This window comes from Streptomyces mangrovi (genome assembly GCF_900114215.1).
In the GTDB taxonomy this organism is placed as follows: Bacteria; Actinomycetota; Actinomycetes; order Streptomycetales; family Streptomycetaceae; genus Streptomyces; species Streptomyces barkulensis.
The window spans coordinates 93189-111408 of record NZ_FOSG01000002.1 but is presented as its reverse complement, the minus strand read 5'-3'; the positions used below and the strand labels follow the sequence as shown (position 1 = coordinate 111408).

Below are 18220 nucleotides of genomic sequence, written 5' to 3'. Positions count from 1 at the left end.
TACGGCAGAGTGTCCCGGATTGCGGCTGTGGCTGTCCGGCGGTGCGGGACGTGTCGGGGAGTACCCACCAAGCGGGCTAGCGAACTGCTTCGAGCGGTGCGATCGGTGGTGGGAGGAATACTGCCCGCGGCGGCCCGGGCCCAATCCGTGTCCGGGCTTGTTCCCGGGCCGCCGCAGTCCATGCCTGCCCTACTTCCGCCTCACGCCTGCTCGCGCAGCCGGAACCAGTAGAAGCCGTGCCCGGCCAGCGTCAGCAGATACGGCAGCTCCCCGATGGGAGGGAACCGCACCCCGCCGATCAGCTCCACCGGGTGGCGTCCGCCGAAGGCGTTCAGATCCAGCTCGGTGGGCTGCGGGAACCGCGAGAAGTTGTGCACGCACAGCACCAGGTCGTCCCCGTACTCGCGCAGGAAGGCGAGCACCGCCGGGTTGGACGAGGGCAGTTCGGTGTACGTGCCCAGCCCGAAGGCCGGGTTCTGCTTGCGGATCTCGATCATCCGGCGGGTCCAGTGCAGCAGCGAGGAGGGGCTGCTCATGGCGGCCTCGACGTTGGTGACCTGGTAGCCGTGGACCGGGTCCATGATCGTGGGCAGGAACAGCCGGCCCGGGTCGCAGGAGGAGAAGCCCGCGTTGCGGTCGGGCGTCCACTGCATGGGGGTGCGCACCGCGTCCCGGTCGCCCAGCCAGATGTTGTCGCCCATGCCGATCTCGTCGCCGTAGTACAGGATCGGCGAGCCCGGCAGGGACAGCAGCAGGGCGGTGAACAGCTCGATCTGGTTGCGGTCGTTGTCCAGCAGCGGGGCCAGCCGCCGCCGGATGCCGATGTTGGCGCGCATCCGCGGATCCTTGGCGTACTCCGCGTACATGTAGTCGCGCTCCTCGTCGGTGACCATCTCCAGGGTCAGCTCGTCGTGGTTGCGCAGGAAGATGCCCCACTGGCAGCCCGAGGGGATGGCCGGGGTCTTGGCCAGGACCTCGGAGACCGGGTAGCGCGACTCGCGCCGCACCGCCATGAAGATGCGGGGCATGACGGGGAAGTGGAACGCCATGTGGCACTCGTCGCCGCCCCTGGAGTAGTCGCCGAAGTAGTCGACGACGTCCTCCGGCCACTGGTTGGCCTCGGCCAGCAGAACGGTGTCGGGGTAGTGGGCGTCGATCTCGGCGCGGACCTTCCTCAGGAACTCGTGGGTCTGGGGGAGGTTCTCGCAGTTGGTGCCCTCCTGCGCGTACAGGTAGGGGACCGCGTCCAGCCGGAACCCGTCGATGCCCAGGTCCAGCCAGAACTTCAGTGCCGAGATCATCTCCTCCTGGACCTGCGGGTTCTCGTAGTTGAGATCCGGCTGGTGGGAGAAGAAGCGGTGCCAGTAGTACTGCTTGCGCACCGGGTCGAACGTCCAGTTGGACGCCTCGGTGTCGACGAAGATGATGCGGGCGTCCGGGTACTGCTTGTCGTCGTCGGCCCACACGTAGTAGTCGCCGTAGGGGCCGTCGGGATCGCGCCGGGACTCCTGGAACCACGGGTGCTGGTCGCTGGTGTGGTTCATCACCATGTCGATGATGATCCGCATGCCGCGCTGGTGTGCGGCGTCCACGAACTCCACGAAGTCGGCGAGGTCGCCGAACTCGGGGAGGACGGAGGTGTAGTCGGCGACGTCGTAGCCGCCGTCCCGCAGCGGGGACTTGAAGAACGGGGGCAGCCAGAGGCAGTCCACGCCCAGCCACTGCAGGTAGTCGAGCCGGGCGGTGAGGCCCTTCAGATCGCCGATGCCGTCGCCGTTGCTGTCCTGGAAGGAGCGGACCAGCACTTCATAGAAGACGGCCCTTTTGAACCAATCGGGATCGCGGTCCTTGGCGGGCGTGTCCTCGAACGTGTCGATGACGGGTTCATTGACGGTCATGGTTGGGTGACCCTCCGGTCTGTGGGGACGGTCGCAGGGAGAGGATGTGCGCGGGCGCCGCACCGCGGCCCGGCTCCAGGCGCACATAGTTGTCCCTGCCCCAGTGATAGGTCTCGCCGGTGAGCTCGTCGCGCACCGGGAAGGGTTCGGCGCCACTGGCCTGAGCGGTCGTGAGGCCGAGTTCCGCCAGGTCCAACGAGACCGTGGCCTCGTGGGTGTGGTGGGGGTCGAGGTTGACCACCGTGAGAACCGTGTCGGCGTGCGGGTGTGCGCAGTGCTTGGAGTAGACGATGATCGACGGGTTGTCGCTGTGGTGGAAGCGCAGGTTGCGCAGCTCCTGCAGTGCCGGATGGCGGCGGCGCAGCCGGTTCAGTTCGGTGAGGAGCGGGGCGATGGTGGTGCCCGCACGCTCCGCGGCCGCCCAGTCGCGCGGGCGGAGCTGGTACTTCTCCGAGTCAAGGTACTCCTCGCTGCCCGGCCTGACCGGTGCCGACTCGCACAGCTCGTAGCCCGAGTAGACCCCCCAGGTGGGAGAGAGGGTCGCGGCGAGCACCGCGCGGACCTCGAAGGCGTGGCGACCGCCGTTCTGGAGGTAGGCGTGGAGGATGTCGGGGGTGTTGACGAAGAAGTTGGGCCTCATGTACGAGGCGGCGTCCCCGGAGAGTTCGGTGAGGTACTCGGTCAGCTCTTCCTTCCCGTTGCGCCAGGTGAAGTAGGTGTAGGACTGCTGGAAGCCGATCTTGGCGAGGGTGTGCATCATCGCGGGGCGGGTGAACGCCTCGGCCAGGAAGAGGACGTCGGGATCGGTCCCGTTGATCTCGCCGATCACCTTCTCCCAGAAGACGACCGGCTTGGTGTGCGGGTTGTCCACGCGGAAGATCCGCACCCCGTGGGACATCCACATCCGCAGGATCCGCACGGTCTCGGCGACGAGCCCGTCCATGTCCGCGTCGAACGCGATGGGGTAGATGTCCTGGTACTTCTTCGGGGGGTTCTCGGCGTAGGCGATCGTTCCGTCGGGGCGGTGGTGGAACCACTCCGGGTGCTCCTTGACCCACGGGTGGTCCGGGGAGCACTGCAGGGCGAAGTCCAGGGCCACCTCCATGCGCAGCTCGCGGGCGCGCGCCACGAAGCGGTCGAAGTCCTCGAAGGTGCCCAGGTCCGGGTGGATCGCGTCGTGCCCGCCGGCGGCCGAGCCGATGGCCCAGGGGCTGCCGACGTCGTGGGGGCCGGCGGTCAGGGAGTTGTTGGGGCCCTTGCGAAACGATTCGCCGATGGGATGGACGGGCGGCAGGTAGACCACGTCGAAGCCCATGTCCGCGATCGCGGGCAGCCGCTCGGCGGCCGTGCGCAGGGTGCCGGAGACGGGCGGCTCACCCTCCCGCACCACCGCGCCCTCCGAGCGGGGGAAGAACTCGTACCAGGAGCCGAACAGCGCCCTCCTGCGCTCCACCAGCAGCGGCAGGGGGCGGGTGGCGGTGACCGGTTCGCGCAGCGGGTGGCGGTCCAGCGCGGCCACCACCTCGGGCGCCAGCGCCGCGGCCAGCCGCGCGGCGACCGGGCGGGAGGTGTCGCGCAGGGCCTCCACCGCCTCCAGCACGGCCGTGCGGCCGTCGTCCCCGGGCACCCCCGCGGCGGCCCGCTCGTGCAGCAGCGCGCCCTCGGTGAGGGTCGGCTCGGCGTCGATCCCCGCCGGGACCTTGATCCTCGCGTTGTGCCGCCAGGTGCCCACCGGATCGCCCCACGCCTCGACGGTGTAGGACCAGCGGCCCTCCGAGCCGGGGGTGACGTCGGCGCCCCAGCGGTCGGTGCCCGGCGCCAGCTCCCGCATCGGTGTCCACGGGCCCGGGCTTCCGCTCGGGTCGCGCAGGACGACGTTCGCGCCGACCGCGTCATGGCCTTCGCGGAAGACCGTGGCCGAGACCCGGAAGGTCTCGCCGGCCACGGCCTTCGCCGGGCGGCGCCCGCAGTCGACGAGCGGATGGACGTCCAGTACGGGAATGCGACCGATCATTGGATCACCTGGTGGCGTTACGGATGGTTTTGTTCTTTCTATCTGTTCCACAGACCGTTGACGGGCCGGGGGCATGGCCGCTCCTGTCCGCTTTCACTCGGCTGGCGTGACGGTTGTTCCGCAAGTACCCGGGAAGGGCGGTAGGAGGAGAGACTGCCCGCCCGGACGGGACGGGCATCCGCCTCAATGTGAACTACTCGTAAGCAAAAGTGCCCAACCTGACCGTTCCCGCCACGGGCCGGGAAACTCCTTCTCTCTTCGCACCGGTGGCGGCACCCGGTGCCAGGCGGAGGGCCGGCGGAAGACGGACCGGGCGCCGCGCGCGGGCGTACGACGATTGCGCGCATATGCGCCCATGGGGTCTTTGGTGATGTGATGACGGGTTACCGGGCGAAAAGAGCGGAGATCCGGCTACCGTCTAGGTGTGAAGGCCATTCGTCGATTCTCTGTACGTCCCGTCCTTCCGGAGCCCCTACGACCGCTCAGCGACCTGGCGCACAACCTGCGCTGGTCCTGGCACCCCGAGACCGGAGAACTCTTCCGCCGCGCCGACCCCGACGGCTGGCGCGCGTCCGGCGGCGACCCGGTGCGGACACTGGGCACCGTCTCCGCCCGGAGGCTGGAGGAGCTGGCCCACGACCGCGACTTCCTGGAACGGCTGTCCGCCGCCGCGGGGGATCTGCGCAAGTACCTGACCGAGCCGCGCTGGTACCAGCGCGCGGAGGGCGAACCGCCCGCCGCCATCGCCTACTTCTCCCCCGAGTTCGGCATCACCGCAGCCCTGCCCCAGTACTCCGGCGGGCTCGGTATCCTCGCCGGGGACCACCTCAAGGCCGCCAGCGACCTCGGCGTCCCGCTGATCGGGGTGGGCCTGCTGTACCGCCACGGCTACTTCCGCCAGAGCCTGTCGCGCGACGGCTGGCAGCAGGAGCACTACCCCGTCCTGGACCCCAACGAGCTGCCGCTGGAGGTGCTGCGCGAGCCGGGCGGCGCCCCGGTCCGCGTGGACCTGCGGCTGCCCGGCACATGCACCCTGCGCGCCCACGTCCGGCAGGCCCGCGTCGGCCGCGTCCCCCTGCTGCTGCTCGACTCCGACGTGGAGGACAACGCCCCGCGCGAACGCGACGTCACCGACCGGCTCTACGGCGGCGGCAGCGAACACCGGCTGCTCCAGGAGATGCTGCTGGGCATCGGCGGGGTGCGGGCGGTGCGCGCGTACTGCCGTGTCACCGGCCACCCGGAGCCCGAGGTGTTCCACACCAACGAGGGGCACGCCGGCTTCCTCGGACTGGAGCGCATCCGGGAGATGGGCGGGGAGGGCGTGCCCTTCGACACCGCGCTGGAGGCCGTGCGCGCCGGGACGGTGTTCACCACCCACACCCCCGTCCCCGCCGGTATCGACCGCTTCGACCGCGCTCTGGTCGCCCGCCACCTCGGCGACGACGGCGAGCTGCCCGGCGTGGACGTGGAGCAGGTGCTGCGGCTGGGCACCGAGACCTACCCCGGCGGCGACCCGGGGCTGTTCAACATGGCCGTGATGGGACTCCGGCTCGCCCGGCGCGCCAACGGCGTCTCCACACTGCACGGCGCGGTCAGCCGGGAGATGTTCGCCGGGCTGTGGCCGGGCTTCGACGCCGCCGAGGTGCCCATCACCTCCATCACCAACGGCGTCCACGCCCCCACCTGGACCGCCGGCGAGATGCGGGCGCTGCCCGCCGACGCCGGCGGCGCCGGACTGTGGGGGGCCCGCCGCGCCCTGCGCGAGCAACTCGTGCACGAGGTGCGCCGGCGGCTGCACGCCTCCTGGCGGCAGCGCGGCGCCTCGGACGCCGAACTCGGCTGGATCGACGGCGTCCTGGACCCGGACGTGCTCACCGTCGGCTTCGCCCGCCGCGTCCCGTCCTACAAGCGGCTGACGCTGATGCTGCGCGACCGCGAGCGGCTCACCGAACTGCTGCTGCACCCCACCCGGCCCGTCCAGCTCGTGGTCGCGGGCAAGGCGCACCCGGCCGACGACGGCGGCAAGCGGCTGATCCAGGAACTGGTGCGGTTCGCCGACGACCCCCGGGTGCGCCACCGGATCGTCTTCCTGCCCGACTACGGCATGGCCATGGCGCAGAAGCTCTACACCGGCTGCGACGTCTGGCTGAACAACCCGCTGCGCCCGCTGGAGGCGTGCGGGACCTCCGGGATGAAGGCGGCGCTCAACGGCTGCCTCAACCTCTCGGTGCGGGACGGCTGGTGGGAGGAGTGGTACGAGCCGGACTTCGGCTGGGCCATCCCGACCGCCGACGGCGGCGGGCCCGGCGCGGCGCACGAGAGCGCGCAGGACCGCGAACGGCGCGACGACATAGAGGCGGCGGCCCTCTACGAACTGCTCCGCGAGCATGTGGCGCCGTGCTTCTACGACCGCGGGCCGGCCGGCGACGGGCTGCCCGAGCGGTGGATCGAGATGGTCCGCCAGACCAGGCAGAGGCTCGGGCCGAAGGTGCTCGCCGACCGGATGGTGCGCGAGTACACCGAGCGGCTGTACACCCCCGCCGCCCACGCCCACCGGGCGCTGGACGCCGGCGCCGCCGGGCGGCTGGCGGCGTGGAAGGCGCGGGTGCGCGCGAACTGGCCGCGGGTGGCGATCGACCATGTGGAGTCGGTCTGCGAGTCCGTGGAACTGGGCGGCTCGCTGTCGCTGCGGGTACGAGTGGCCCTGGGCGGCCTGGAGCCGGACGATGTGGAGGTGCAGGCGGTCGCCGGGCGGGTGGACGAGTCGGACTCCATCGCGGGCGACGAGGCGGTGCGCGTACCGCTCAAGCCCTCCGGCGGGCCGGAGGAGGACGGGAGCCGGCTGTACGAGGGGCCGCTGGCGCTGGACCGCACCGGGCCGTTCGGTTACACCGTCCGCGTCCTGCCCTCCCATCCGCTGCTGGCGGGCCCGGCCGAGATGGGGCTGGTGACCCTGCCGCCGGACGACCTCGGCGCCCGGGAGGCCGCCGGGGTGCTGCTGCGCTGAGAGGCCGGGAGAGAGGGGGACGGGAGACGGGGAAGGGGAGCCGCGCCGGTGGCGCGGCTCCCCCTCGTCGTGGATCAGAAGGTGAGCTTCCAGCTGTTGATGTAGCCGGAGTCGGTGCGGTAGACGTCCTGGACGCGCAGCTTCCAGGTGCCGGAGGCCGCCTCGGTGGAGGCGTTGACCGTGTAGGACGCCCGGACGTCGTCGCCCGAGTCCCAGCCGGAGTTCTTCAGCCGGTAGGTGCTGCCGTCCGGGGCCACCAGATCGATGACGAGGTCACCGCGGTAGGTGTGGACGATGTCCACGTCCACCTTCAGGCCGCTGGGCGCGTTGCCGGCCCTGTTCACCGTGATCGGCGACTCCACGGTGCCCGGGTCCGGGATCTGGTAGTCGCCGGTGTTCTCGAAGACGTTGTCGCCGGGCTCCTCGCCGCCGCCGTCGTCGGGCCGGGATCCGACGTTGACCGCGGCCCAGGCGTGGGCCACCGCCTTGTGCTGGACGCTGTCGGTGCCGAACAGGTCGGCCGCGGCGGAGAGGGTGGCGGTGCGGGCGCCCGCGTAGTTGGTCGTCGACGTCATCTTCTCGGTGAGCGCCTTGAACCAGATCTTCTCGGCGGCCCCGATCCCGATGCCGGTCACCGGCTTGCCGTCGGAGGTCGGCGAGTCGTAGGAGACGCCGTTGACGGTCTTGGCGCCGCTGCCCTCGCTGAGCAGGTAGAAGAAGTGGTTGGCCGGGCCCGAGGAGTAGTGGACGTCCACGCTGCCGATGCCGGAGTACCAGTAGTCCTTGGAGTTGCCGTCCCGGCTGGGCTTGTCCATGTAGCGCAGCGGGGTGCCGTTGCCGCGGATGTCGATCTTCTCACCGACGAGGTAGTCGCCGACGTCCGAGCTGTTGTTCGCCCTGAACTCCACGGCGGCGGCGAAGATGTCGGAGGTCGCCTCGTTCAGGCCGCCGGACTCGCCGCTGTAGCGCAGCCCCGCGGTGTTGGAGGTCAGACCGTGGGTCATCTCGTGGGCGGCGACGTCGATGGAGGTGAGCGGCTTGGAGTTGTTCGCGCCGTCGCCGTAGGTCATGCAGAAGCAGGAGTCGGACCAGAAGGCGTTGACGTAGGCGTTGCCGTAGTGCACCCGGCTGTACGGGGCCTTCCCGTCGCCCCGGATGCCGTTGCGGCCGTGGACGTTCTTGTAGTAGTCCCAGGTCAGGGCCGCGCCGTAGTGGGCGTCCACGCCCGCGGTCTGACGGTTGGACGGCGAGCCGTTGCCCCAGAGGTCGTCGGCGTCGGAGAACAGGGTGCCGGTGCCGGAGGAACCGCCGTTGAGGTCGTAGGTCCTGTGGTTGCCGCGGTTCGCGTCGGTCATCGTGTAGGAGCCGCCGGACCCGCTGGTGCCCAGGGAGACCCGGCCGCTGTACATGCTCTCGCCGGTGCCGGTGTGGACGCCCTCCCACTGGGCCAGCTTCTCGCCGGTGGCCGCGTCGGTGACGATGTGCAGCTCGCTGGGGGTGCCGTCCTCCTGGGTGCCGCCGACCACGCGCTCCCAGGCGAGCACGGGCTTGTCGCCGGCGGCCCAGACCACCTTGCGGGGCGCGGTGCTGCCCTCGGCCGCGGCCTTGGAGGGCTTCTTCGAGGCCGCGGCCGCGGTGGAGGGGACGGCGATCTTCGCCGCGGTGGCCTTGGCGACCTCGGCCACCGCACCGCCGGGCGACTCCTCCACGACCAGGTCGCCGCCGAGTACCGGCAGCCCGTCGTAGGTGCGCTCGTAACGGGTGTGGACGGTGCCGTCGGCGTTCTTGACCACGTCGCGGACGACGAGCTTCTCCTTGGCGCCGAGGCCGAGGGCTCTGGCGGTGGCGGAACTGCCGGCCTCCGCGTCGCGGAGCAGTTCGGCCCGCTGGGAGGGGGAGAGCTCGACGGAGAGGGCGCCGGGGTCGGGCTTGGCCTGGGGCGCGGCGGTGGAGACCTGCGACTGGAGGCCGACGGCCAGCAGCGCCGAGGCGGCGACGAGGGCGCCGGTGGCGGTGGCACGTCTGCGGGGGGTGGATCTGCCTATCACGCTGAACTCCTCGCTGGAGAGCGGTGTGGAGAGGGAGATGGTGCGCCTGAGGGTGTGGGGATCCGTGGGGGGATCGGCTGTGCACAGCGAGGAGAGAGTGGCACCGAAACGGTGATGATGACAGGGTCAGGTCAAGAAAATGGCCGGAATCTGTCCGCTGTCGGAAAATCGCTGTCCGCTGAGCGAACGCGATGGAAACGGCGGAGAAACCGGGCCGTCACCGGCGTCCGCCAGGATGGGGGAATCGGGTGCGGGAGTCCCGTCCGGCGGGTGCGGCCCCGCCGGGCGGGACACCAGGCGGTGTCCCGCCCGGCCCGTGCGTCCGGCCCGTGCGTCCGGCCCGTGTGCTCGGTCAGGCCAGGCTGTCGCGCCAGGCGCGGTGGAGCCCGGCGAAGCGGCCGTCGCCCGCGACCAGCTCGGCCGGCGAGCCGTCCTCGACGACGCGCCCGGCCTCCATGACCAGCACCCGGTCGGCGATCTCCACCGTCGACAGCCGGTGGGCGATCACCACGGCGGTGCGCCCGCGCAGCACCGTGTCCATGGCCCGCTGGACCGCCCGCTCACCGGGGATGTCCAGGGAGGAGGTCGCCTCGTCCAGGATGAGCACGGCCGGGTCGGCCAGCAGCGCCCGGGCGAAGGCGACCAGCTGCCGCTGCCCGGCGGAGATCCGGCCGCCGCGCTTGCGCACGTCGGTGTCGTACCCCTCGGGGAGGGCGGCGATGAAGTCATGGGCGCCGATCGCCCGCGCCGCCCGCTCGATCTCCTCCCGGCTCGCCTCCGGGCGGCCGATCGCGATGTTGTCGGCGACCGTCCCGGAGAACAGGAACGCCTCCTGGGTCACCATGACCACCCCGCGCCGCAGCTCGGGGGTGGCCAGCTCCCGCAGATCGGCGCCGTCCAGCAGCACCCGGCCCGCCGTGGGGTCGTAGAAGCGCGCCAGCAGTTTGGCGAGCGTGGACTTGCCCGCGCCGGTGGAGCCGACCACCGCGACCGTCTGACCGGCCGGGATCTCCAGGTCGAAGCGGGGCAGCACCTCGCCGCCCGTGCGGTACGCGAAGCGCACCCCCTCGAAGACCACTGCGCGGCCCGGCCGCCCGCCGGACGGCGGCGGCAGCCGCCGGGGGTGCTCCGGCTCGGGGACGCCGGGCGCCTGGGCGAGCAGCCCGGCGATCTTCTCCAGCGAGGCCGCCGCGCCCTGGTAGGAGTTGAGGAACATCCCCAGCCGGTCGATCGGGTCGTACAGCCGCCGCAGGTACATCGCCGCCGCCGCCAGCACGCCCAGCTCCAGCGAGCCGGACGCCACCCGGTACGCGCCCCACAGCACGATGGCGGCCAGCGCGGTGTTGGCCACCAGCCGGGAGGAGACCACATAGCGGGCCATCTCCAGGATGGCGTCCCCGTTGAACCGCAGGTGACGGTCGTTGAGACGGCCGAACTCCGCCTCGCCCGCCCGCTCGCGGCGGAACGCCTGCACCGGGCGGATGCCGTTCATCGTCTCCACGAACTTCACGATCATCGCCGCGGTGGCCGTGGACTTCCTGCGGTAGACCCGCATCGAACGGCGCCGGAAGTTCCGCACGATCAGCAGGAGCGGAACGAAGGAGAGCAGGGCCGCGCCGCCCAGGCCCAGGTCGAGCCAGAGCAGCACCGAGCAGATGTAGACCACCGACAGGATCACGCCCAGCAGCTCCTGCAGACCCTCGTCGAGCAGCTCGCGCAGCGCCTCGACGTCGGTGGTGGCGCGGGAGATCAGCCGCCCGGAGGTGTAGCGGTCGTGGAAGTCCACGCTGAGCACCTGGGCGTGCCGGTAGATCCGGCCGCGCAGCTCCAGCAGCACGCTCTGGTTGACCCGGGCGGCGGCGCGGACGAAGGCGTACTGCAGGCCGCCCGAGGACAGCGCGCACACCGCGTACCCCGCCGCGACGGCGGCCAGCGGGCCGCCGTCGCCGCCGCGCAGGGCGGGCACCGCCCGGTCGATGGCGTACGCGACCAGCAGCGGACCGGCCTGTACGGCGGCCTGCTGGAGCAGCAGCAGGAGGGCGGCCACCGCGACCCGCGGCCGCAGCGGGCGCAGCAGCGAGCCGAGCAGCCGGAGCGAGGCGCCCTTCGGCGCGGGCAGCACATCGCGGTCGAAGGCGTCGGGCGCCCCGGGCGGCCCGGACTCCTTTGCCGGTCCGGACGGGCCGGACGGTCCGGCGGGCTCCGGGCCCGCGGCCGTCCTCGCGTCCAGTGGGCCCCGCGCGTCCCCGTCCCCGGAGGACGGCTCGGTGACGGTGGCGGTCATCGCTCCTCCTCGTAACGCTCGTGCCGCTCGTACTGCTCGCCGGACATCAGATGGCGGTACTCCGCGCTGGAGCGGAGCAGTTCGGCGTGGGTGCCGACGGCGGCGATCCGGCCCCGCGACAGCAGCGCGACCCGGTCGGCCAGGAGCACCGTGGAGGGCCGGTGCGCCACCACCAGGGCGGTGGTGCCGGCCAGCACCTCGCGCAGGGCGGCCTCCACCAGCGCCTCGGTGCGGACGTCGAGGGCGGAGAGCGGGTCGTCCAGCACCAGGAAGCGGGGGCGGCCCACGACGGCGCGCGCCAGCGCCAGCCGCTGGCGCTGCCCGCCGGACAGGCTCAGCCCCTGCTCGCCGACCTGGGTGTCCAGCCCCTGCGGCAGCGCCGCGGTGAACTCCTCGGCCTGGGCCACCCGCAGGGCACGCGCCAGATCTTCCTGCGCCGGGCCTCCCGCCGGGCCCCCCGCCGAATCCTCCACCGTGCTCTCCACCGCGCCCATCAGCACGTTCTCGCGCACGGAGGCGGAGAAGAGCGTGGCCTCCTCGAAGGCCACGGCGACCAGCGAGCGCAACTCCTCGCGCGACATCGCGGCGATGTCGCGGCCGTCGAGGGTGATCCGGCCGGATGTCACCTCGTGCAGCCGGGGGATCAGGGCGGTGAGCGTGGTCTTGCCGCTGCCGGTGGCGCCGACCAGAGCCATGGTCTCGCCGGAGCGGATGTGCAGATCGACGCCGTCCAGCACGGGCGGGGCCTCCGGTGGGGTGTCGGGGTGGCGGAAGACCACACCCGTCAGGCGCAGACCGTCCCTCACGTCCCCGGCCTCCCCGCGCGGAGCGGGGGAGGTGCGCTCGGTGGCGAGGACGTCCGGCGGCACCGGCTCGTCCAGCACCTCGAAGTAGCGGTCGGCCGCTGTCGCCGACTCGTTGCTCATGGCTATCAGGAAGCCGATCGACTCCACCGGCCAGCGCAGTGCCAGGGCCGTGGTGAGGAAGGCGACCAGGGTGCCCGCCGACAGCTCGCCGTCGGCCACCTGGACCGTGCCCCACACCAGAGCGGCGCCGATGGCCAGTTCCGGCAGCGCCGTGATGACCGCCCAGATACCCGCCAGCAGCCGCGCCTTGCGCAGTTCGGTGCCCAGCAACCGCCGCGAGAGCTCGCGGAAGGCGCGGGCCTGGCTGCGGTGGCGGCCGAAGCCCTTGATGATCCGGATGCCGAGGACGGCCTCCTCGACGACCGTGGTCAGATCGCCGATCTGGTCCTGGGCGCGGCGGGCCTGGAGGGAGAACTTCGTCTCGAAGAGGGAGCAGAACACCACCAGCGGCGCCACCGGGGCCAGCAGCACCAGCCCCAGCGTCCACTCCTGGGACAGCAGCACGGCGAAGCCGACGACGATGGTGGTGCCGTTCACCAGCAGGAAGGTGAGGGGGAACGCCAGGAAGATGCGGATCAGGTGCAGGTCACCCGTGGCGCGCGACAGCAGCTGCCCGCTCGCCCAGCGGTCGTGGAAGGCGACCGGCAGCCGCTGCAGGTGCCGGAACAGGGCGGCGCGCATCGACGCCTCCACCCCGGCCAGCGGACGGGCCACCAGCCAGCGCCGCAGCCCGAACAGCGCGGCCTCCAGCACACCGACGGCCAGCAGCAGCGCGCCGCCCAGCCACACCCCGCCCGTGTCGCGTGCGGCGATCGGCCCGTCGACGATCCACTTCAGGATCAGGGGGATGACCAGGCCCAGGCAGGAGGCGAGGATCGCGACGAAGGCCGCCGTGAACAGCCGGGCCCGCACCGGGCGGACGAAGGGCCACAGCCGCAGCAGCGAGCGTACGGCCGAACGGCTCCGCTCCCCGGCCGGTGCGGGCCCGGCGGGCGCGCCGGGGCCGGGGCCGGGGCCGCCGGGTTCGGGATGAGGTGGACCGGGACGCGGTGGACTGGCGGCGGTGGCAGACATCACGAGTGAGACTACGTTTCATCACTGACAGGACACACTCGGTTTTCCGCCGTAGGACTGACGGCCGAGCCCGCCCCGGCCGAAGGCCCCGTACGGCCGGGCCCCGTACCGCCCGCACCGACAAGCAGCGGGCGGCCTGTCGGTGCGGGCACCTACGCTGCCCGGTATGAGTCAGGCAGAACTGAGAGAGCTGCGGGCCGCGCTGCACACCGCCTCCGACATCGTCTTCACGCTGGACGGCGAGCCCTCGGCGGAGCAGGCGGACCAGCTGACCGACGCGCTGCGCCGGGCGCTGGACGCGGCCCGGTCGCTGGGCGAGGACCGCGGCGGCACGGGCTGCCGGGAGCATCCGCGCGGGGCGGTCGATCCGCTGTACGGGGACAAGGACGATCCGCTTCCGCCGGGCTGGGGGCGGTGTCTGCTGTGCAACGACCGGCGCCGCCGGGCGGGCGCGCGGCGGTACGCCGCGCGCTGAGGCGATCGCCGAGGCGGGCGCAGGGTCGGGCGCAGGGCCGGCGGGTGGGGCGTCGGCGCCGGTCAGGGCTCCTCGTCCCGCAGTTCGAACCAGGTCGTCTTGCCCAGCGGCAGCAGGTCCACGCCCCAGCGGTCGGAGAGGTGGTCCACCAGGAACAGTCCGCGCCCGCTGACGTCGAACTCGTGCACGGGCAGCAGGCAGGGCAGTCCGCGCGAGGGGTCGCGCACCTCCACGCGGATCCGGCCGCGCTGCCGCCGCAGCCGCAGCCCCAGGGACTGGGCCCCGGTGTGCCGTACGGCGTTGCCGACCAGTTCGGAGACGAGCAGCACGGTGTCCTCGGCCAGGGCCTCGGACAGTCCCCAGCGGGTCAGCAGGACGGAGCGGACCAGCCGGCGCGCGGTGCGCGCGGACTCGGGGCGGTTGGGCAGCCGTACCTCCGCGGCGGCCGGATCGCCGAACTCGCGGAACCCGGTGGACTCGTCGAGTGAACCGGTCCCGGTGAACGAGCCGGCCCCGCCCGGCCCGTCGTCGGGGATCGCGGGGGCCGGTTCCTCCCCCGGTGCCGATGCCATGTACGCCGTGTTCGCTCCCGCCATGGGCCAATCATGGCCGCGAAATGGTCGCCTCGCGGCCGTACAGCGCGAATTCCCTTTCGGTGGGGGGCCGTTCGGGGCTCGTCGTGCGGTACGCGCACCGGTTGCGTGCGCCGGGGCGGGGGCGCGGAACGGCGCGCGCCGTTCCGCGCCCCCGCCCCGGCCGGGCGTCAGCGGAACCTCGCCTTGCCCGGCCCCTCCTCGACGAAGCTGCGCATGCCGATCTCGCGGTCCTCGGTCGCGAACAGCCCGGCGAACCAGGTGCGCTCGATCGCCAGCCCGGTGTCGATGTCCGCCTCCAGCCCGGAATCGACGCACTCCTTGGCGGCGCGCAGGGCGATCGCCGGGCCGGCCGCCAGCCTCGCCGCCCAGGCGTGCGCCTGCTCGTAGACCTCGGCCGCGGGCACGACCTTGTCCACCAGGCCGATGGCCAGGGCCTCGTCCGCCTTCACCTGGCGGCCGGTGAAGATCAGGTCCTTGGCCCTGGAGGGGCCGACCAGCCGGGACAGCCGCTGGGTGCCGCCGGCGCCGGGGATCAGCCCCAGCAGGATCTCGGGCTGCCCGAGCTTGGCGTTGTCGGCGGCGATCCGGATGTCGGCGCACAGCGCCAGCTCGCAGCCGCCGCCCAGCGCGTAGCCCGTCACCGCGGCCACCACCGGCTTGGGGATGCGGGCCACGGCGGTGAAGGAGTCCTGCAGGCCCCGGGACCTGGCGACCATGGCCGCGTGGTCCATCTCGCGCATCTCCTTGATGTCCGCGCCCGCCGCGAACACCTTCTCCCCGCCGTAGATCACCACGGCCCGTACGTCGTCGCGGTGCGTCGCCTCCTCGGCCAGCTCGCGCAGCCGGTCCTGGGTGGCGATGTCCAGCGCGTTCATGGGGGGACGGTTCAGTCGGATGGTGCCGACGCCCTCGGCGACATCAAGAGTCACAGTCATGGGGGCAGGTTAGCCCCCGTTAACGCCGCGCGGTCCGCCGCCTCCCGGCCGTACGGTTCCCGCCCGGTCCCGGTCCGGCCCTCACCCGGCCCTCACCCGGCCGGAGCAGCGCGGTGGAAAGAAGACGATCACATGAGTGAGGCGGGCGGTCCGAACGGGAACACTCCTGCCAGACCCGGGCACCGGACCCGTGCGGCGGACACGCCGCGCGGGCCCCGAAACCGCCCCCGCCGCGAGCCGCCGGAGGCCACAACGTGTCGGACGTGTCGAGCGCACCCGAACAGCACACGCGCCGGGAGCCCCGGTACGCCGGGGCCCCCGCGATCCCCGCGGCCGCCCCCACCGTCTGGCCCGGCAGCCCCCAGCCGCTGGGAGCCCGCCACCACATCGGCCCGGGCGGGGTGGCGGGCACCAACTTCGCCCTGTGGTCGGCCGGCGCCGAGGCCGTCGAGGTCTGCCTCTTCGACGACGACGGCAACGAGACCCGCTGCCCGCTGACGGAGCACACCCAGGAGATCTGGCACGGCTTCGTCCCCGGCGTCGGACCCGGGCAGCTCTACGGCTACCGGGTGCACGGCCGCTGGGACCCGTGGACGGGCGCCCGCTGGAACCCGGCCAAGCTGCTGCTCGACCCGTACGCCCGCGCGGTGGACGGCGAGTACGCCCTGCCACCGGAGGTCTACGGCCACGTCCGCGACTGGCCGCAGCGGCAGCTGGCCGACACCGTCCGCGACGAGAGGGACTCGGCGCCGTACGTGCCCAAGGGCGTCGTCGTCGACTCGGCCCTCGGAGCCGGGCCGGGAGGCGGGGACGAGTGGGCCGAGGACCGCCGCCCCAAGACCCCCTGGCCCGACTCGGTCATCTACGAGCTGCACGTGCGCGGCTTCACCATGCGCCATCCCGGCGTCCCGCCCGAGCTGCGCGGCACCTACGCCGGACTGGCGCACCCGGCCGCGATCGAGCACCTGGTGAAGCTGGGCGTGACGGCGGTGGAGCTGCTGCCGGTGCACCAGTTCGCGCACGAGGACCACCTGCTCCGCCGCGGCCTGCGCAACCACTGGGGCTACAACTCCATCGGCTACTTCGCGCCGCACGCCGCGTACGCCGCTGGCGGCACGCGCGGCCGGCAGGTGGGGGAGTTCCGGGAGATGGTCCGGGCGCTGCACGCCGCCGGGATCGAGGTCATCCTCGACGTGGTCTACAACCACACCGCCGAGGGCAGCGAGCCGGGGCCGACCCTCTCCCTGCGCGGCATCGACAACCGCGGCTACTACCGGCTGGCCGACGACCCGCGCCACTACGCCGACTACACCGGCTGCGGCAACACCCTGCATGTCGTCCAGCCCCAGGTGCTGCGGCTGATCACCGACTCGCTGCGCTACTGGGTGCAGGAGATGGGCGTGGACGGCTTCCGCTTCGACCTGGCCGCCGCGCTGGCCCGCTCCATGCACGACGTGGACATGCTCTCCCCCTTCCTGGCCGTCATCGCCCAGGACCCGGTGCTGCGCCGGGTGAAGCTGATCGCCGAGCCCTGGGACGTGGGCGCGGGCGGTTACCAGGTGGGCGCCTTCCCACCGCTGTGGACGGAGTGGAACGACCGCTACCGCGACACCGTCCGCGACTTCTGGCGCGGCGCCCTGCCGGACGTGCGGGACCTGGGCTACCGGCTGTCGGGCTCCAGCGACCTGTACGCCCGGGGCGGGCGGCGGCCGTACGCCTCGGTCAACTTCGTCACCGCCCACGACGGCTTCACCCTGCGCGACCTGGTGAGCTACGAGCGCAAGCACAACGAGGCCAACGGCGAGGACAACCGCGACGGCACCGACGACAACCGCTCCTGGAACTGCGGCGCGGAGGGCGAGACCGGCGACGAGGCGGTCCTCGCCCTGCGACGGCGCCAGCTGCGCAACCTGCTGTCCACCCTGCTGCTGTCCACCGGCGTGCCGATGCTGGTGGCGGGCGACGAGATGGGCCGCACCCAGGGCGGCAACAACAACGCCTACTGCCAGGACAACGAGACCGGCTGGGTGGACTGGTCGCTGCTGGCCGAACCCGCCTGGCGCGAGCTGTACGCCCTGACCTCGCGGCTGATCGCGCTGCGCCGCTCCCATCCGGTGCTGCGGCGCAAGGCCTTCTTCTCCGGGCGCGCGCACGGCCCGGAGGGGCTGCGTGACCTGGCCTGGTTCACCGGGAGCGGTCAGGAGATGAGCGAGTCCGACTGGTACGCGCCCGGTGCCACGCTGGGCATGTACCTGTCCGGCCGGGACATCCCGCAGCGCGACGAGCGAGGCGGCCCGATCGTCGACGACAGCTTCCTGGCCGTCCTCCACGCCGGGCACGAGGACGGGCGCTTCAGGCTGCCGGGGCCGCCGTGGGGACAGGGCTACGAGCTGCTGGTGGACACCGCCCGGGAGGATCAGCGGGAGGAGCCGGGCACGGTCCACCCGGCGGGCGAGGCGGTCGTGCTTCCGGCGCGCTCGGTACTGGTGTGGCGTGTGCTGCCCTGAGATATGCGCGCTGCCCCAAGATACGCGAGTGACTCGTGTGGCTCAGGTGATGGCCCGTTAGAGTGAGCACGTCACGACCGCACGAGGGAGGGGACGACAGGCGATGGCCGACATGGAGACCGCGCGCGAGGCGTTCGACCGCTTCGACCTGAACGGGGACGGACTGGTCACCGCGGCGGAGTTCCGCAAGGTGCTGGGCGAGCTGGGGGACCACACCCTCACCGTGGACATGGCCCAGACGCTGATCAACCAGCACGACAGCGACGGCGACGGACTGCTGTCCTTCGAGGAGTTCTGGCAGGCCCGCCAGAAGACCGCCACCCGGTCGGCGTAGGGCTGCGGCGCGGTCCTCGCGGCGCGGCGGGGGGGGGGCACAACACGGCACGGCGGGGCGGCCACCACAGGGAGCAACCCAGGGTGACCGCCCCGCTTTTCTGTGTCATAAGTGGCTTTTGTCGGTTGACGCACCCGATGCGGCGCCGACCGGTGCGGCGGTGCCACCGAGCCCCGCCGCCC

General features: G+C 72.4%; 11 protein-coding genes. 4 read left to right on the top strand and 7 right to left on the bottom strand.

Features of this window, described 5'->3' with window-relative positions:
- Positions 1 to 200: 200 nt before the first annotated feature.
- Positions 201 to 1898 carry a maltose alpha-D-glucosyltransferase gene (treS, locus tag BM237_RS03190; RefSeq protein WP_093847587.1) on the bottom strand — a complete coding sequence of 566 codons (1698 nt, stop codon included), beginning with the start codon at positions 1896 to 1898 and terminating at the stop codon, positions 201 to 203.
- Positions 1885 to 3912 carry an alpha-1,4-glucan--maltose-1-phosphate maltosyltransferase gene (locus tag BM237_RS03185; protein WP_175540869.1) on the bottom strand — a complete coding sequence of 676 codons (2028 nt, stop codon included), beginning with the start codon at positions 3910 to 3912 and terminating at the stop codon, positions 1885 to 1887. Before BM237_RS03185 ends, treS begins: the two co-directional genes overlap by 14 nt.
- Before the next feature lie 424 nt (positions 3913 to 4336).
- On the opposite strand from BM237_RS03185, the gene glgP reads away from it, so the two are divergent.
- The gene (gene glgP / locus BM237_RS03180; RefSeq protein ID WP_093847583.1) at positions 4337 to 6919 is read left to right on the top strand and encodes an alpha-glucan family phosphorylase; all 2583 of its coding nucleotides are present in this window, start codon (positions 4337 to 4339) and stop codon (positions 6917 to 6919) included.
- Positions 6920 to 6993: 74 nt separating this feature from the next.
- On the opposite strand, the gene BM237_RS03175 is transcribed toward glgP, so the two are convergent.
- The 3 genes from BM237_RS03175 to BM237_RS03165 form a co-directional block, all read right to left on the bottom strand.
- Positions 6994 to 9006, bottom strand: a complete 2013-nt coding sequence (locus BM237_RS03175; RefSeq protein WP_093847580.1) for a M4 family metallopeptidase — start codon at positions 9004 to 9006, stop codon at positions 6994 to 6996.
- A gap of 313 nt (positions 9007 to 9319) precedes the next feature.
- Positions 9320 to 11251 (bottom strand): ABC transporter ATP-binding protein, encoded by a 1932-nt coding sequence (locus BM237_RS03170; RefSeq protein ID WP_093847578.1) that lies wholly within the window; start codon positions 11249 to 11251, stop codon positions 9320 to 9322.
- On the bottom strand, positions 11248 to 13191 hold the full coding sequence (locus BM237_RS03165) for an ABC transporter ATP-binding protein (RefSeq protein ID WP_093847576.1): 1944 nt from the start codon (positions 13189 to 13191) through the stop codon (positions 11248 to 11250). Before BM237_RS03165 ends, BM237_RS03170 begins: the two co-directional genes overlap by 4 nt.
- A gap of 166 nt (positions 13192 to 13357) precedes the next feature.
- Here BM237_RS03165 and BM237_RS03160 point away from each other — a divergent pair, with 166 nt between their 5' ends.
- Positions 13358 to 13666: a hypothetical protein gene (locus BM237_RS03160; RefSeq protein WP_093847573.1), complete on the top strand. Its 309-nt coding sequence runs from the start codon at positions 13358 to 13360 to the stop codon at positions 13664 to 13666.
- Positions 13667 to 13728: 62 nt separating this feature from the next.
- Here BM237_RS03160 and BM237_RS03155 read toward each other — a convergent pair whose 3' ends face one another.
- The gene (locus BM237_RS03155; protein ID WP_093847569.1) at positions 13729 to 14262 is read right to left on the bottom strand and encodes an ATP-binding protein; all 534 of its coding nucleotides are present in this window, start codon (positions 14260 to 14262) and stop codon (positions 13729 to 13731) included.
- A gap of 167 nt (positions 14263 to 14429) precedes the next feature.
- On the bottom strand, positions 14430 to 15197 hold the full coding sequence (locus tag BM237_RS03150; RefSeq protein ID WP_093847566.1) for an enoyl-CoA hydratase/isomerase family protein: 768 nt from the start codon (positions 15195 to 15197) through the stop codon (positions 14430 to 14432).
- A gap of 263 nt (positions 15198 to 15460) precedes the next feature.
- Between BM237_RS03150 and glgX the strand changes: the two genes are divergently transcribed.
- Both glgX and BM237_RS03140 read left to right on the top strand, forming a co-directional pair.
- Positions 15461 to 17704: a glycogen debranching protein GlgX gene (gene glgX / locus BM237_RS03145; RefSeq protein WP_425443634.1), complete on the top strand. Its 2244-nt coding sequence runs from the start codon at positions 15461 to 15463 to the stop codon at positions 17702 to 17704.
- 103 nt (positions 17705 to 17807) lie between these two features.
- Complete coding sequence (locus BM237_RS03140) at positions 17808 to 18038, top strand: EF-hand domain-containing protein (RefSeq protein WP_093847562.1); 231 nt, start codon at positions 17808 to 17810, stop codon at positions 18036 to 18038.
- Positions 18039 to 18220 lie beyond the last annotated feature (182 nt).